The sequence below is a fragment of the Prevotella communis genome (assembly GCF_022024115.1).
GTDB lineage: Bacteria > Bacteroidota > Bacteroidia > Bacteroidales > Bacteroidaceae > Prevotella > Prevotella communis.
The window spans coordinates 3,333,016-3,349,547 of record NZ_CP091792.1 but is presented as its reverse complement, the minus strand read 5'-3'; the positions used below and the strand labels follow the sequence as shown (position 1 = coordinate 3,349,547).

Sequence of the window (16,532 nt, the reverse complement as noted above, 5' to 3'; positions counted from 1 at the left end):
CTATCGCAGAAAAAAGGAATCCGTGGTTTACATGGATTCCTTTTTCTCTAGGTAGTCGCAGTAGATGCGTGCCGCGGAGATAATCTGGTTGACGCAAGGGCGCTGCTTGTAGTATTCTGCGGTGCGCTCTGAGGCTTCGTAGGTTAGGGGTGCCCCCTTCTTGAGTTTCAAGAGTTCGGCACAAATCAGACTGCCGTGCTCTTCCTTGAAGTGTGCTGCCAGTTCCTGTACCACTTTATAATTATAGGACTTCCCCTCGCGATCGCCAGGGGTCACCGAACCGCAATCCAGTCCTGCTAGTAAAGCTAATGCGTTGAAGGCACCACACGACAGGCGTAGGCGTCCGATGCCACCGCCAAAGCCGGCGCTCATACGCAGGGCTTGTTCTTCGGTATAACCATAGAGATCGGCAAAAGCAGCCACCACTGACTGTGAGCAGTTGAAACCCTGCATAAAGAGTTCCTCTGCCTTGCGGATACGTTGTTCCCTGTCTATTTGCATGATGCTATTCTGTTTAATGCTTCCAGTAATAATGCCTTGGTACACGCTATGTTCAGGCGGATATAGCCTTCGCCGCTTTGGGGACCATACATGGTGCCTGGGTTCACCCACACCTTGGCATTCTGCAGCAGGTGGTCGGCATATTCCTGAGAGGAGAGACCGGTGGCGGTGATATCTACCCATGGCAGGTAGGTGCCTTCAAGAGGCGTCATTTTCCATTGGGGGAGGTTCTTTGCGACGAAATCGCAAAGAACAGTGTAGTTATCCCAGAGATAAGCGTTGAGTTCGTCTAGCCAGTCCTCGCTCTCGTTATAGGCTGCCATCAGGGCTACGGGACCAAAGGGATTCACGTCGCACACCTCATTAATATTGATGGCACGGTCCAGTCGGCGGCGCCATTCGGGTTGACTGCAGATGATATTGGCAATCTGCAGACCGGCTATGTTGAATGATTTCGAGGGCGAGTTCAGTATGACGCTGTTCTGTCGGCAGGCCTCGCTCACAGCCGCAAAGGGCTGGAAACGATGACCTGGCATGATGAGTTCACAGTGAATCTCATCGCTCACCACCTTGACACCATATTTCATGCAGATAGTGTTCATGCGCTCCAGTTCTTCCTTTGTCCATACACGACCCGTGGGGTTGTGAGGATTACAAAGCAGGAACACGGTGGTTTTCTCGTCGGCACATTTCGACTCGAAATCCTGCCAGTCAACCTCGAAGCGGTTGTCGCTGCTGCTGAATTGCAGTATGCTCTCTGATACCTCACAGCCGTTATTACGGATGCTGGAAAAGAAACAGTTGTAGTCGGGCGATAGGATAAGTACTTTCTCTCCTGGCATTGTCAGCGCCTTGATGGCAACCGACATGGCAGGCACCACACCGGTGGTGTAGAGAATCTCTTCACGGCGGATGGTCCACTGGTGGCGACGCTGGAACCAGGAGATAATAGAACCGTAGTACGGCTCTTCTACAATAGTATAGCCAAAGATGCCATGCTCCATCCGTTTACGCAAGGCAGCCTGAATGGCTGGTGCTGCCTTGAAATCCATATCGGCCACCCAGAGGGGTATGACGGACCCATTTGGCATCTCATCCCACTTCACACAGCCTGTGCCGCGACGGTCTACTATTTCATCGAAATTGTATTTCATTGTCTGGTTTCTATCACACAGTCGTTGGGCTGTTTCACGTTCTTGTCGATGGTGATGCTGCCGATGCTGTCTGCCACGATATGTCCGCTTGAGGGGTTCTTGATATTCTCAATATGTCCGCGGATGTCGGCATTGACATGACTGTATTCAAACACGCGGTCGCACGATTTGTCGAAGGTACAGTTCTCGAGCACCAGATTGTCGGCATAGCACAGGAGCTGTTCGCCAACGAGGTGACAATTCACCAGGCGTACATTCTTAGAGTGCCAGGCCAGGTATTCACCGTCGAGCACGGAGTCGTAGATGTTGACGTTCTCGCATTCCCAGAAAGAGTCTTTTGTAACGATGTTCGCATTTCTCAGTTCCACGTTCCTGCAATACTGAAACACGTATTTTGAGTCGCATTTCAGACCATCGATTCGTACGAAGTCACAGAACATGAACGGATAGGTGCCTTCATGCAGCTCAAGATTCTTTGCCTCAATGAACTGGCATCGCCAGAATGTCTCGTCGGCATCATTGATAACAACGTTGTCCAGGTGGAGATGGTGCATCTCGCGGAACATCTTTGGGGCATCGATACGTGTGTCGCGCATCAGCAGGTAGCTGCTATACCAAAGGGCTGAGCGGGCACCGGCATCAAACTGACAGTCTTGTATGATGAATTTATCTACATGCCAGAAGGGGTATTTTCCCCAGAAACGGCAGTTCTCGGCTTCAATGTCCGAACATTCCTTGATGGCGCTCTCGCCATCGCCAATAGTGACATTCTCGAGTCGCAGATGGTGCGACTCAAATAGTGGGCGTTCGCCCTCAAAATGCTGATTTTTTATTAATTCCATTATTAGTATGTTGGTTTTTCGTGTGCAAAGTTACAATCTTTTCTGCATAAAACTGCAATAATATGTTTCAGTTTACGATTTATTAATTATCTTTGCACTCAAATAAACAATTAAGACTGTGTGTGTTATGAAGAAGAAAATTGTTGTGTTGACAGGTGCTGGCATGTCTGTGGAAAGCGGGTTGCGTACATTTCGTGATGCTGACGGCTTGTGGGAGGAATATCCCGTGCAGCAGGTGGCTACTCATGAGGGATGGGAGGCCAATCCGACGTTGGTGACAAATTTCTATAACATGCTGCGTAAGAAATGCTGGGGCGTAAAACCTAATGAGGGACACAAGCTGGTGGCTGCCCTGGAAGAAAAATATGAGGTCACGGTGGTGACGCAAAATGTGGATAACCTGCATGAACAGGCCGGTTCGACCAAGGTGATACATCTGCATGGTGAACTGATGAAGGTGTGCTCCAGTCGTGATGTGGACAATCCGCGCTTCCAGCAGACGCTGACGCCTGACAACTGCGAGATTGTGCCTGGTACAAAAGCTGGCGACGGCTCTCTTCTGCGTCCTTTTATTGTGTTCTTTGGTGAGGCGGTACCCTTGATATCTGTGGCCGCCGAAGAAGCTCAGACTGCTGATATCTTCATCGTGATAGGCACCAGCTTGAATGTTTACCCTGCTGCCGGACTGCTGCATTACGTGCGCCCGGGTGTACCTATTTATCTTATAGACCCCAATCCTGTGAGTGCTGGAAGTGAGGTGAAGCAGATTCAAAAAGGAGCCAGTGAGGGGATGCGCGAATTGACGCAATTACTGATGTAAAGTAATTTGGTGGAAATAGAGAGAAAACTCGTTTTGTTTGATTAATTTTTGTTAATCCCGTTAAAATAAATAAAATTTAACGGGATAATCTTCTGTTTTGGTACTTTTGTAGTCAAAAAAGACTATATTTGTATTTTAAAAATGTAAAAGTGCGTAAATTATGTATACGCGTAGAGCCATAAACAGTAGAATAAAGCAACGCGTTGCCCTATTAGTAGTGCTGATAATTTCTGTCGCGTTTTCAGAAACTATCAGTGCCCAGAAAGTGGCTGTGCGTAATAATCTGCTTTATGACTTAACGCTGACACCAAACCTCGGTATTGACGTGAAATTAGGCGACCAATGGTCGGGAGGCCTGAGTGCCGGTTTCAATCCTTGGCCAACAAGCGATGATGTTAGCAAGAAATGGCGTCATTTGCTGATTGCTCCTCAGTTGCGCTACTGGACGAAAGGTGTTTTCGAGGCTCATTCTACCTACTGGGCACTTAACTTGATTTATAGCCATTACAACGTGGCCGATGTGAAATTCCCATTTGGCATGTATAGCGATGTGCGCGACAAACGTCTGCAGGGCGACTTGGGTGCATTGGGCGTGTCGTTTGGATATACTTGGCGCCTGAGCCGACTGTTCCGTATGGAGGCTGAGGCTGGCATGAGTGGTGGCTATGCATGGAGTAAGCAGTATGCCTGCGGACATTGCGGTACGTATGAGGGACGTAATGACAAGGCATTCCTGATGCCGAAGTTGGCGCTGAACCTGGTATTTGACCCAAGAAAGAAACCTGTACCAGAGCCAGAACCCGTTGTCGTGATACCAGTGGATACCATGAAACCAGAACCTATCCCTGTAGTGAAGCCTGATATCATCAAGCAGTTGATGGCGGAGAATCCTGTGCTTTGCGATATCTCGGATTACCGACCCTACGACCCCACGAAACCTATGCGTCGTGACTCTGCCGCTTTGCTGGTACACTTCGAATTGGATAAATACGACCTGAAGCGTGACTTCCGCCAGAATGCCGCAACACTGGATCGTGTTATCAGTCTGACGCGTCAGATTGTGGCCGACTCTACTGCAGAGGTTCGTCTGATTCAGATTATCGGTTTCGCCTCTATCGAGGGTCGAATCAGGCACAACGAGATGCTGGGTGAACAGCGTGCTATTGCTCTGAAGCGCTACATCCAGAATGCTGTGGAAGTGCCTGACTCCATGTTTGAACTGAACAATGGCGGTGAGGCATGGGCTGAGTTCCGTGACCAGATTGCCGAACTGATAGAGAAGCACGATGATAAGTCGGGAACTACGGTTGCTGAACTGAAGCGTGCCATCAGTATCATAGATAATGAACCCGCTGCCGACCATCGTGAACAGCGCCTGCGTGTTCTCAACGGCGGACGTACCTGGAACTATATCAAGGAGCACGTTCTGGCCGATCAGCGTAACTCTGGATATATGCGTATTTACCTTGAACGAAAAAATCCTTAATTAAGAAAATACTCCTTAACTAGCAAGAAAGAAAACCTTACCAGAAGAAGAGTATAAATCTCTAACCAAATAATACGAATTCCCTAACCAGAATAAGTGATTTTCGGAAGAAAGTAAAAGAATTAAATATTAACTAAATCTTTGCAAATAATGAAAAAGCTTCAATTACTAGCCTACGCAGGAGCGATAGCACTGCTAAGCACAGGAATCACAGCCTGCTCTGATGATAACCTTACACAGGAGGTTACCCCCAGCCCAGGTTACAACCCAGAGACCAATGAAGTGAATGCCGACTTCGTGTTTAACGTGTCTACAGGTACGGGATCTACTACCCGAATGAGTTCTGAAAACGTTCAGGCTGCTATCACCACTTCATCAACCGAACTGTTTCGTGGTATTGACAATGCGAAACTGTTCACTTACAAAATCAGAAATACTGACAATAGTGGTGTAAAGGATGGCTGGCATATTGCATACGCCCCAACACCAACACCGGTTGTGAAGATGTTTGACCTCGGAGCTGTTATGGGTAGGGGCTCAATCGCGCCTGCCAGCACAGACAAGACTAAGTCGCGCCGTGTGGTGGAACTGAACCTCCCAGTTGAGACCAACACTCTCCTGTTCTACGGAAAGGCCATCAAAGATGGAACAGACGTGACACAGGGTGCAGTGGATATGGAAATTAGCGCAAATGGTAACATGAATGCCAATTTCTTCCGCCTCAAGAAAATTATTGCTGACGGCTCAGACAAGCAGACAGAGTTCCTTCAGTCTGAAACCTTGATATCTGCTGTGCTGAACAAGATTATCCGCTCAAGTTACACTCTCCCGGCAGACCTGACCATGGACGGAAGAACAATCCCTTCAGGTAGGACCGTCAGGTGGCAGGACTATGTGACTATCACAAGAGATGGAACCGATGGAACCAAAATCACCAGTATCGTGGCAAAGACCACAGAACCAGTCTACCCGAGCGGTGAGTCGGCACCTGCCATGAAAGCTTTGGGAGAAATCCTTGCAAATACTTATGTGACCTTTAATACAATCTATGTCAGAAACTCAGAAAGCGAACTCCGTGCCGGTTCAGGACCAGCCATCAAGCGTATGATGAACGACCTCTATACTACTATTGCTGCCGTAAGGGATGCATCTGCAACTAACGTGGAGGAGACAATGGCTAAACGTTTGGCAGGGGTTGTTTGTAACAATATCGCAACTTGTTTCGACACGTCTGCTGGATGTGAGTGGAAAGCGAACTCTAACCTTAAGACCTTTACAGAATTGACTGCCGCTCAGGTTGACAAGATAGGCGACGATGAGAAATTTACAGATTTTCCAAAGACTGAGTTCAATTTACCTTATGGTGCAACCATACTCCAGATTTCTTATAACCCGACATTGGATATTAATGCTCCTGAGTACTCCTATATGGGTGCCGTTCCTACTTACGCAATGGGTGGCTCTTCGGGCTCAACCTCAGCCTTTGACCCCTCAAACTGGGTTTATGCACCGGAACTTATGTACTTTGGCAACAGTCCAATCCGCGTGACTGACGCAACCAAGAGTACTGCTGATTATCCTGACGGAACAACAAACTGGGTAGATAATGACAATTCTCAATGGTCCGATTGGGCAGACAACTCGCATGTGAAGTCTACCACACGCTCAGTTGCCATGCGCAACTGCATCAATTATGCCAACGCCCTGCTGAGAATGAACGTGAAGTACGGAACTAATGTCCTCAAGGATAATAACCACCAGATTCAGTATGAGCGCAACAACGGCGCCAACGAGCCTGATAACGTAATTAACGTGGCAAATGCAGGTATGTTTCAGCTCACAGGTATTGCTATCGGTGGTGTAAATCGCTCAGTAGGCTGGAACTTCCTGCCACGATATGACGCAACCGTTGATGGTACTAGTGGTGAACAGAAACCTAAGTTCGGTTGTATGGTATATGACAGCGCTATCCCAGATGGAACTATTCCAATGGCAACAGGTACTGCTGGTGGCGGTGCCTCTGCCTACAACTACACCCTCTTGTGGGATAACTGGGATGACGACCTCAAAGGTTCGGCTCAGCGTGTGGTATATGTAGCCCTTGAGTTTAAGAATATGTCAGGTAAGGACTTCTGGGGAATGAACAACCTCATCCGCAAAGAAGGTACATTCTACATCACAGCCAAGCTTGACCCGGATGCAGTCTCAGTTGAGGGTAAGACTGCACAACAGGTTATTGACGACAAGTCACTCGGTATTACTTGGCCAGATACCTACGAAATGCCTCCTTACTACACAACAGATCAGGCAAATGCCGCTCATGATCCAACCCTTGATTCCAAGACCATTAAGGAACGCCGCGTATTCATGCAGGACTACATGACAGACGTGACCTTCGTGCTTACAGAGAACTCTTTGAAGTATGCCCTCGTAGCTGTGCCTGACCTGCGTTCTACTCAGATCTCACTTGGATTGAGCGTTGACCTCCACTGGCGTGAAGGCTTGAAGTTCGGTGATGTAAATGTTGGAGGCGGACAATAATATAGTGTACGCGTACATGCGTGACGAATAATATGAAGAGGTATATGAACATATGGAACCAGATAGGCAAGATGATGGCACCTTGCCTACTGGTTCTATGCCTCTTCACAAGTTGCTCGATGATTGACGACAACTTGGACAACTGTACGCAGTTGGACTATGAGTTGCAACTCATCACGAATATGACGACGGAGGTGCAGACACAACTCACGGCAGAGACTGATGTCAGTGTGGCTTCCGTGTTGCGTGCTCACTTGTCGGATATCTTCACCGACTATGCCCACGATGTGGACTTGTCGTTCTACGATACCAAGGGTGACTCCGCTCGCCTGCATCATGATGAGCATATCATGGATGCCAACCAGCATAGTTACACACTGTACATCCCTCGCCAGAAGTATATGCACCTGGCTGTGGCCAATATTGTGGACGACCCACTTGTTGACCTGATGTATGATGATCGCTGCTATACGGCGCAGGTGGCTTTGAGAGACCTGGCTACCTCACGAGGAGCAACGTCGATTCCTGACACTATCGACTCGCAGACAACGGGGCTGTTTACGGCCCGTCAGCTCATGGAGATGATTGAGGGTATTAACCAGACCTTTAACGTGAAGTTGTATATGTCCAACTGTGCTGCTGCCTTGGTGATGGACCCGCAGGGTCATAGCACCGATGGCATCAAGGTTTATTCTACTGGCTTCGCCACTGCATTTAATATTGCTGACAGTTCTTACGTGTTCAGCAATCCTTCGCCTATAGTACGCACAAAACTGCTGCATAGGGAGTCAGAGAATGATAACCTCACCTTCTGTTCGGTGACCTTCCCTTCGCGAGAGCCATTGGCTACCCGTACGGTGATAGAGACTGAAGAGCCGTTTATCGCTCAGCCCGATGAGAATGCCTTGTGGGAACTCCGTGTTTATGTGCCACAATCAGACGGCACTATTACAGAGACAGTACTGCGAGTGAAGGAGCCTCTGCGTGCTGGTCAGTTGAAGATTATCAAGTGCAGGATAGGCAGTAATGGTGGTATAGAGGTGGATGGTGGCAGTTCGGAGGTGAGTACCTCTGTGACGCTTGACTGGAAAGATGGATTGGAAATAGAGACATGAGGAGCCTATATTATTATAATAAGGTGTTGATGGGAGCAGTACTGATGGGGCTGTTTCTGATGATGGCTTGCACTTCTGATGATGATCAGGGGGCAGGCCAGCCCTTGCGTTTGGTGAATGCAAACCTGACAATCTCTCTGCCCAAACGCATTGCCAACATGCATCGCATCACCCGTATGTCGTCGGACATCGTGCAGGCTAATAGTGATGAGAACGATTTCCGTGGCCTGTCCGACGTACACATGCTTTGCTTCAATCAGTATCCTACCCAGTCCTCGAATAATCTGGGTAACATTATTGATATTAAAACCTCTGGCAGTCAGGTCAACGATACTGTTACAGAGGAAGACTATTCCCTCTGTCAGGAGATAAGTATCCCCGTGGGTACCTCGCACTTTGGTTTCTATGCCCGTGCCGATGATGCGCCCAAGACACACGCAGAGCGTATGAAATATGGTGTGATAGAGACGGTGGGCTTAGGTCGCAGTTCTTATCAGGGAAATAGTGGTATCCGCTTCCGTCCTGTACAGATATGCACATCGAGGGACAGCTTGGGCGACAGTCCTGCAGGACATGCTCTTCTCCGTTTGCTGGATGACCTGATGAATACCACCGTGGATGTGGCTGCTCCTAATAACTGCTGGCCTACGGCAGGCAATCTCTACATGAATGAGGCCTGGCAGCAGATGGTGCAGCTGACCACGCTATCTTCTTTTCATATCCAGACGATGCTGGATTATGTCTATAGGATGATGAATATGGAAAGCCCCGATGAACAGGGAAAGGAATTGGCAGAGGCTATATCTGCGAAGATTGCCAGTTGCTGTGTGGAGGTGCCTGATTCGCCCAATAAAAAGCTTATCTTGAAAGATGAGTATCTGGGCTTCCCTGCTGACATCAACCTGCCTGATGGTGCTGCCCGCATCAGCTGGAACGCAGCAGAGAAACATTTCGTGGTGCCCAGCACTTATACTTATGGTAATAACCTTAATGCTACGTCAGTCACCGACTATGTCTACCCTATGAACCTGCAGTATCAGGTATTCTCTGATTTGCTGGCTTCTGAAGAGCAGGTCATCAATAAGATTGAGCCTGCAAGTAGCGATACGTTGACCGCGGATACAACCCAATACAAGAATTGGACAGACTTGATTAACAATGGCTATGCCGGTGCCGACAAGACCGTTCAGCCAACGACTCAGTCGGTGGCGATGGTTCAGCAGGTGCAGTATGCCGTAGGACGTATAGCAGTAAAAACGCGTATTGGTACTGGCACCATCTATGATGCGAAAGGAAATTATGTGCCTGCTTTTGATGGCATGTTCACCCTGAAAGGCTATGTGGTGGGCGGACAGCATGAGGTGGACTATGACTTTCAGCCCATGACAACCAGTCGTGCCTATGCCATCTATGATACAGATGTCAACGGAGGACCGCAACCTCTGAAACGCCGTTATTTTACTGAGCAGGATCATATCCTTGCACTCGGTACGGCTCCCAATACAGCCATCCTCATTGCTTTGGAATTGGTAAACAATGGTGATGACTTCCAAGGAGCTGATGGCGTGATAGTAAAAGGGGCCACCTTCTATCTGGTGGCATCTATGAAGCCTCAGGATGGCATCAACTATAGTGAGACGCTGAATCAGATTGTCAGCAAAGACCGATATACCTCTGTGAATATCACAATCAATAGTCTGGCAGAGGCAACCTATGGCTTACCCAATATGCAGATACCTCGTCCGATGGTTGGCCTGAGTGTTGATTTGAAATGGGAGGAGGGACTCTGGTATGATGATGTTCCGTTAGAGCCAGTAATATGGTAAAACTATGATAATGAAATAACCAAAATGATAACGATATGAAGAAATCTAAAACACTTACCTCAATGATGACTGTCGTCCTTGGTGGCTCGATGGTTTTCACCGCTTGCTCGTCGTCTGACGATGCGATTAATGAGCAGCTTGTTTATAATGAAAATGGTCAGGCTGGCGTAAAATCAGAGTTTGTCATCTCTATACCCCGATCGGTGGTTGGTACTACCCGTATGAGTAACGATGTGACACAGGAGAGCGGCAGTGTGAGCCAGTTCCGCGGCATCGATAATATCCGTCTGATTCCTTTTGATGCGAAGCCTACTACGTCATCTGCTAAGCTCACCGACATCATGCGACTCAGTTCCATCACCGCCTTGAGTAGTCCTGGTGCCGTGAACTACAAGGTCTATAGTGATAAGTTCGTACCAGTAGGTACCAAGTACTTCCTGTTCTATGGCAAGGCTATAGATAATGCTGCCGATGAGGCTATCAGTTTACGAAGCGATAAGTTCAAATATGGCATTCTGAATGCGAAAGGCTTGTCGGACGATGAGTTTACAACTGTCAACGACATCCTGTTCTCGCCAGTTCAGATCAACACCAATGCTGCTGCTCAGGCAGGTGACGCCACAGGACAGGCTATTGTGGCATTCCTGACACAACTGGCAAATATCAGTGTATCGGGTGTTGCTGCTCCTAATGATAAATGGAGCACTACCAATAACTTGCCGTTGGCAGCCCTCTATAAAAATTTCCTGGGCTTGACAACCGGTTCTTCCAATTCGATGGCTATCATGTTGAGCAGACTCTATTTCTCGATGGATATCGTGAAGAGCAATGATCCTGCCCGTCCTTTGGCCGATGCTATCAAGAATAAGATTTTGTCTGCCTGTGCATCAGAACCAGTCAACAATGATCCTGTGAACCTGGTAAGCATTTATAGCGGCTATCCTGGAAATATCGGTCTGCCTGATGGTGCCGTTCGCTTACGCTGGAATCAGATATCAAAGATCTACGAGGATATCACTGCCAACTATAGCAAGGGCTTCCGGATGAAGATAACCGACTATGTATATCCTGCATCCCTGTGGTATTATGCCAATACCCCGCTGAAGGCTGCCACAGAGAAGAAATCTGACCAATATGATAATGCAGGCACATGGAGTGGCGTGATTAATTCGGTATATAGTGGTGCTGAGGATGAGGTGGAAGCCGGTACGCGTTCCATTGCCCTGCGTAGCCCTGCCAATTATGGCGTGGGTCGCTTGCAGACCAAGGTGAAGATGGGAAGTGGCACCTTCTATGACGGTAACAGTAAGGAGGTGAATGTCTCTGCTGGTTATACCTTGAAAGGTATCCTGATAGGTGGACAGAACAGCGTGGGGTATGACTTTGCTTCCAAAGGTGATGAAAATATGGCTATCTATGACTGTATGATGTCGTCAAACAGCATCATTGCCAAAGCCGACTATACTACTTCTGCCAATCAGACACTTGCCTTGGAGACAAAGAGCAATCAGGTGGTACACGCTGCCCTTGAGCTTGTAAATAATGGTGATGCCTTTATGGGCTTCGACGGTATAATTCCTCATGGAGGCACATTCTATCTGGCTGTAAAGCTTGATCCTACAACCGCTTCGAACTATAAGAATCTGGGTGACGATGATGATCTGAATAAGATCGTGATGCAAGATCACGTTACCAAGTTGACCGTGACTATCAAAAATGGTGGTGCTACTGTTGACCGCAACAATGATGGCACGCCTGATGTCTATATCAAGGACGAGAATGGTGTTCCCACCGGTGTTGATGTTGATGGCGACGGATTAGTGGATCCTTACGATATCGATGGCGACGGAAATGATGATGTATTCATCACAGACCCTGTTCATGGTGGTCCCGGTTGGGATATCGATAATGATGGTGAGGTGGATATCCATGTGACGCCTGATCAGGAGACAGGAAAATATCCTGATGCGCCCAATAATCCCGAGGGACTTGGTGGCGCCACCAATGGTGTGCCTGACCTGACAAGTCCTGGTATCGAACTGGGTACTTCTGTCGACTTGGAATGGCAGGAGGGATTGATTCTGAATCCAGAAATCTAATTTATTTAAATCTGGCAGAGAGTGATTAGAAGAAGATTATATCGCATGTTGCTGATGCCTGTGCTTCTGGCGCAGGCATTCAGCGCGTGTACTTTCGTTGATCAGACCATCGACGATTCTTCTGAAAACTCTCCTCTTGGAATCGTAGACTCTGTTGCCGTAGGTTTAGGAGTCAGTTTTGAGAAAGGACATACGGGACAGACACGTATGTCTGCTAATGCCACACAGACTAATGGCACTTTTCGGGGAATATCAGACTTTTTCCTGATTCCTTATGCCACGGAAGGGGTGATTGGGCCTAATGACATCCCTCTGAAGAAGAACATTGAACTGGGGCGTTATATCAGTGAGACGCGTCTCATCAATAATAACAATGCAGCCTTCTATAAGCCCGTCTACGTACCTCGTAAGACGGCTTCATTCCTTATTTTCGGACATGCTCCTGCTGGCACGGATCCTTTCGCTTATGGCTCTCTTTCTGGATTTGAAGATATTGAGAACCATACCAAGCCAAGCGACATCACCTTCTCGCTGAATCCTATCTATACAGAAACCGGAATTCCTTCTGTAGCGCAGGAATTGGCTGACTTCCTGACGGGTATTGCAACGATTCGTTATGAGTTGCCGGAAGGCTATTATGGAGATATCTTCTACCGCGTGTTGCGTCATCCAGTCTATGTGTGGAGTAATCCAGACAGTTATGAGCATGAGGGGCTGGCTGATGCTTTCTCGCTTCTGTCAAATGACGATAGAGTGATGGGTGGTTCTTCACAACATGTCAGTTGCCTATTGACAGCTCTTTATAACAGACTCTATCAGGTGGCTACCTCTGATCCTACAGCAGTGAGTTATTACGTTAGCAGTAATGCTCCGACACCCGTAGGCACCATTTATCCATATAGAGAACTGGCAAAAGCTATTCGTACAGCAATAAATAATTCGGATTTTGTGCAACTAAGCGGTTATGGAAGTAACGTAACCGTTAGTCTGAAGACTCCTCGGAATCAGTATCCTACAAGTCTCAAACTGCCTGATGGCGCTGCTGCTATCCAGTGGAATGCTGATGCACAACAGTTTCAGGTGGTATTGCAAACAAAGGCTTCTGCAAAGGTGTTGAGTGCCAGTCGTATCTGTTATCCTCCATTACTGTGCTATTATGGCAATAGCCGTATCAAGACATCGGATACCGACTCAGAACAGGAGCATTATGTGTCTTCTAATAGCTGGAGTCAGATTCTGGATGAATATCAGAATTCATCGGCTGTGGTCAATTCAAAAACACAGTCGATAGCCGTCAAGGATGCTATCAACTATGGTGTGGCCCAGTTGCGTGTTTGTTTAAAAAGTCCGCTGAGATTGCTTGACCGGGGAAATATACATGAGATCATGTTGACTGGAACGAACTTCCCCCTGACGGCACTTATTGTTGGTCCGCAATATGATGTGGCGTATAATTTTGACCCGTTGGCATCATCCGACGAACATACGGTTTATGACCCACGGATTATTGATGAAGATAACAAGACAATTTATTTGTTACCGTATAATGTCGCTACGGCCTATGCCAATACCTTGGTATTGCCTACCAGAAAGGATGAGGTGATCTACCTGATACTGGAGTTTGAAAACAGGAGTGGCGTTGACTTTGTCGGGGCTAATGGTATCATTTTGAATGGCTCGAAATTCTATATGACAGCGAAACTTGACCCTGCGAAAGCTACTGGCTATAATGCTGACGACAACACAATGAACCGTGTGTTCTCGCAGGATGGCTATACAGAGGTGACCTGTGTGGTGAGTGACCTGAAGGGCGCATGGAATGTGGTGCCCGACACACGTGACCCGCAGTTGGAGATTGGCGTGTCGATGGAAATGAAATGGACACATAGCACGACAACGAATGTGTTGCTGGATTGATATGATGAGATATTTAGTACTGATACTGACCTTAGTGCTTGCTGCATCTTGCGGGCATGACTCAGAGACTACGTCTTCTCTGAAAGATGCTGGCGTGCTGAATATCTATGTCTATCCGGCAGACGACCCGATGGTGACTCGTGGTGACGAGGGACTGATTAGTGCAAAGGTTTTGGAGAATGCGGTGAAATCTCTGAAGATATGGATATTCAAGCATGCAGGAAGTGCTGCCACGGACTTGCCGCTTCACTATCTGGCGCCGGCAGAACCAGAGTTGCAGGGCAGTCGTGCAAAACTGTTTCAGATAGCTTTGACGGAGGAGCAGGTAAAAGCGATAACAGGTGATGGCAATCAGGTGGATGTCTATGTGCTGACAAATGCAGAGAGTATCGGCTTGGGCACCTTGAATGGCAGTTCCAAGCGTAGTGAGGTACGCGATGCGGTGATTGCGTCCGGCTATTTCGGAACAACCAGTCTGACAACGGACATCTCTGCAGCCGGACTGCCGATGGCGGGCTGTGCGGAGAATATCTCTGTTCAGGGCTCCTATCCTGTTCTGAGCCTGCCCGTGGTGAAGCTGACACGTTGCGTATCAAAGATTCGTTTCGTGATGGCTCAGAACAAAGATGTGGATGCGCAGTTCTCTATCACCAGTATCCAGTTGCATGGCAACCAGTTCCCTGAGACGGAGCATGTGTTTAATACGACTGCCAACCCCTACTATATCAGCGACGGATATGTGACAGACCCTGTATCCATCACACCTCCTGCTGTCGTGGCAAAGACGGAGCGTATTTTTGATCTTGTGTATAAGTCGCAACAGATACAAGACTACGAGGATATCCTCGATAAGTTTGTAGCGGATGGTGAGGTCTCGCAATTAGGACCATATTATTTCCGTGAGAGTGACATACGCCTGTCGGGTACGATTGGTTATCGTATTGAGGAGAATAATCAGGTGTATAACAAAACGGTGAACTTCCAGATGAACGAGGTTCCTGGCAACTATAACTTCAGCAGAAACCATTCCTGGATAGTCTATGTATATTATCTCGGAGGTGAGGAACTGCGTATGCTTCAGGTATATATCCGCTCATGGGAAGAGGCCGAGAGAGAACGTGATTTATATAATTGGTAAGGAGTGTGGTGATGAAACGTAGAATGACGATATATGATAATCTGTTATGGACAGTCTTACTGCTCATGATATGGTGTGTGTCGTCATGTTCTGATGATAATGAACCTATGGACGGGGATACGTTGCAACTGCTTTCCTACAGTCGTGAGTTTGAAGACGTAACGCGCAGCGCTACTGTGCCTGCAGGCTATCAACTTTATTCTGTGCAGCATCCAGAGGTGGCAGAAGAGGGACACGCTATCTGCACGTATCTGACTGTCGCGCCTCAAGAAGCAAGTCTTCGACGCTTTGTCTATGAGACAGACCGCTGGCATTCCAACGCCATCGTGAAGGACGGAGTGGACTATTATATCTATGGCTATCTGCCGATGAATGCGGTAGAGGATGTAGGGATATCTCCTTTCCAGGACGACTATAGTCTGGGTGCTACGCTTCATTTGTCGGGGATAGATTTTTTCTCGAATAAGGATATCAGTCTGATAGTCGGGGTGAAGGGTACTGAGAGTGTTGATGCCAATGTTGAGGTGAAAACGGGTAATTTCCTCTATCAGGCAAAGGGACGTAATCATAATCATGTCTATCTGCTGTTCGATCATCTCTATTCTGCCTTGCGATTCAGCATTCGTGTCGATCAGAATTACGCGGAGATGCGGAAAATTCATATCAAGTCAATCGTGCTGACATCCAGTGCAACATCAAAGGTGAATGCTGATATCGTGATGAAACCGGGTGCTACACCTATTAACAGCATCACTTACACACCGACAGACGAGGCAAAGGGAGAATATATGCTGCTAGATACCGAACATGAGTTGACAACAACCTATGAGACCTTAGGTGTTCCAACTTATTTCGCCAGTGGTGCCAGCGTGAATCTGAAACTGCAATGTATCTATGATGTGTACGACAGGAAAAATAACCTTGTACGTAAAGACTGTACCAGCGAGAATAAACTGCAGGATGTGCTGCAAACTATCAAACGTGGTGAGAGGAGAACGATAAAACTGACAGTGAAACCAACCTTCATTTATGTCCTGTCCGATCCGGATCTGGACAGTCCTACGGTGGTAACTGAATAACAATAGGAGAATGG

12 protein-coding genes are annotated in these 16,532 nt (G+C 47.7%); 9 read left to right on the top strand and 3 right to left on the bottom strand.

Annotated elements, in window-relative coordinates:
* Positions 1 to 27 precede the first annotated feature (27 nt).
* From L6468_RS13800 to L6468_RS13790, 3 genes are read right to left on the bottom strand one after another with little or no spacing between them, the layout of a single operon-like run.
* Positions 28 to 501: a C-GCAxxG-C-C family protein gene (locus L6468_RS13800; protein ID WP_237793640.1), complete on the bottom strand. Its 474-nt coding sequence runs from the start codon at positions 499 to 501 to the stop codon at positions 28 to 30.
* Positions 492 to 1,655: a MalY/PatB family protein gene (locus tag L6468_RS13795; RefSeq protein ID WP_237793639.1), complete on the bottom strand. Its 1,164-nt coding sequence runs from the start codon at positions 1,653 to 1,655 to the stop codon at positions 492 to 494. Before L6468_RS13795 ends, L6468_RS13800 begins: the two co-directional genes overlap by 10 nt.
* Entirely contained in the window at positions 1,652 to 2,497 is an 846-nt protein-coding gene (locus L6468_RS13790) for a DUF3737 family protein (RefSeq protein WP_237793638.1), read from the bottom strand. Before L6468_RS13790 ends, L6468_RS13795 begins: the two co-directional genes overlap by 4 nt.
* 127 nt (positions 2,498 to 2,624) lie before the next feature.
* Here L6468_RS13790 and L6468_RS13785 point away from each other — a divergent pair, with 127 nt between their 5' ends.
* The 9 genes from L6468_RS13785 to L6468_RS13745 all read left to right on the top strand — a co-directional run bounded on the left by L6468_RS13785 (position 2,625) and on the right by L6468_RS13745 (position 16,518).
* Positions 2,625 to 3,317: an SIR2 family NAD-dependent protein deacylase gene (locus L6468_RS13785; RefSeq protein ID WP_237793637.1), complete on the top strand. Its 693-nt coding sequence runs from the start codon at positions 2,625 to 2,627 to the stop codon at positions 3,315 to 3,317.
* Between the two features lie 160 nt (positions 3,318 to 3,477).
* Entirely contained in the window at positions 3,478 to 4,803 is a 1,326-nt protein-coding gene (locus L6468_RS13780; RefSeq protein WP_237793636.1) for a DUF3575 domain-containing protein, read from the top strand.
* Between the two features lie 150 nt (positions 4,804 to 4,953).
* The gene (locus L6468_RS13775) at positions 4,954 to 7,344 is read left to right on the top strand and encodes a hypothetical protein (protein ID WP_237793635.1); all 2,391 of its coding nucleotides are present in this window, start codon (positions 4,954 to 4,956) and stop codon (positions 7,342 to 7,344) included.
* Between the two features lie 32 nt (positions 7,345 to 7,376).
* The gene (locus tag L6468_RS13770) at positions 7,377 to 8,459 is read left to right on the top strand and encodes a hypothetical protein (RefSeq protein ID WP_237793634.1); all 1,083 of its coding nucleotides are present in this window, start codon (positions 7,377 to 7,379) and stop codon (positions 8,457 to 8,459) included.
* Entirely contained in the window at positions 8,456 to 10,285 is a 1,830-nt protein-coding gene (locus L6468_RS13765; RefSeq protein WP_237793633.1) for a hypothetical protein, read from the top strand. The genes L6468_RS13770 and L6468_RS13765 overlap by 4 nt, the downstream gene beginning before the upstream one ends.
* Positions 10,286 to 10,320: 35 nt before the next feature.
* A complete protein-coding gene (locus tag L6468_RS13760) occupies positions 10,321 to 12,384 on the top strand; it encodes a hypothetical protein (protein ID WP_237793632.1) in 2,064 nt (687 codons plus the stop codon).
* 21 nt (positions 12,385 to 12,405) lie between these two features.
* A complete protein-coding gene (locus tag L6468_RS13755; RefSeq protein ID WP_237793631.1) occupies positions 12,406 to 14,301 on the top strand; it encodes a hypothetical protein in 1,896 nt (631 codons plus the stop codon).
* 1 nt (position 14,302) lies between these two features.
* Positions 14,303 to 15,439, top strand: a complete 1,137-nt coding sequence (locus L6468_RS13750) for a hypothetical protein (RefSeq protein WP_237793630.1) — start codon at positions 14,303 to 14,305, stop codon at positions 15,437 to 15,439.
* Positions 15,440 to 15,450: 11 nt separating this feature from the next.
* A complete protein-coding gene (locus L6468_RS13745) occupies positions 15,451 to 16,518 on the top strand; it encodes a hypothetical protein (RefSeq protein WP_237793629.1) in 1,068 nt (355 codons plus the stop codon).
* The last annotated feature ends 14 nt before the right edge of the window (positions 16,519 to 16,532 follow it).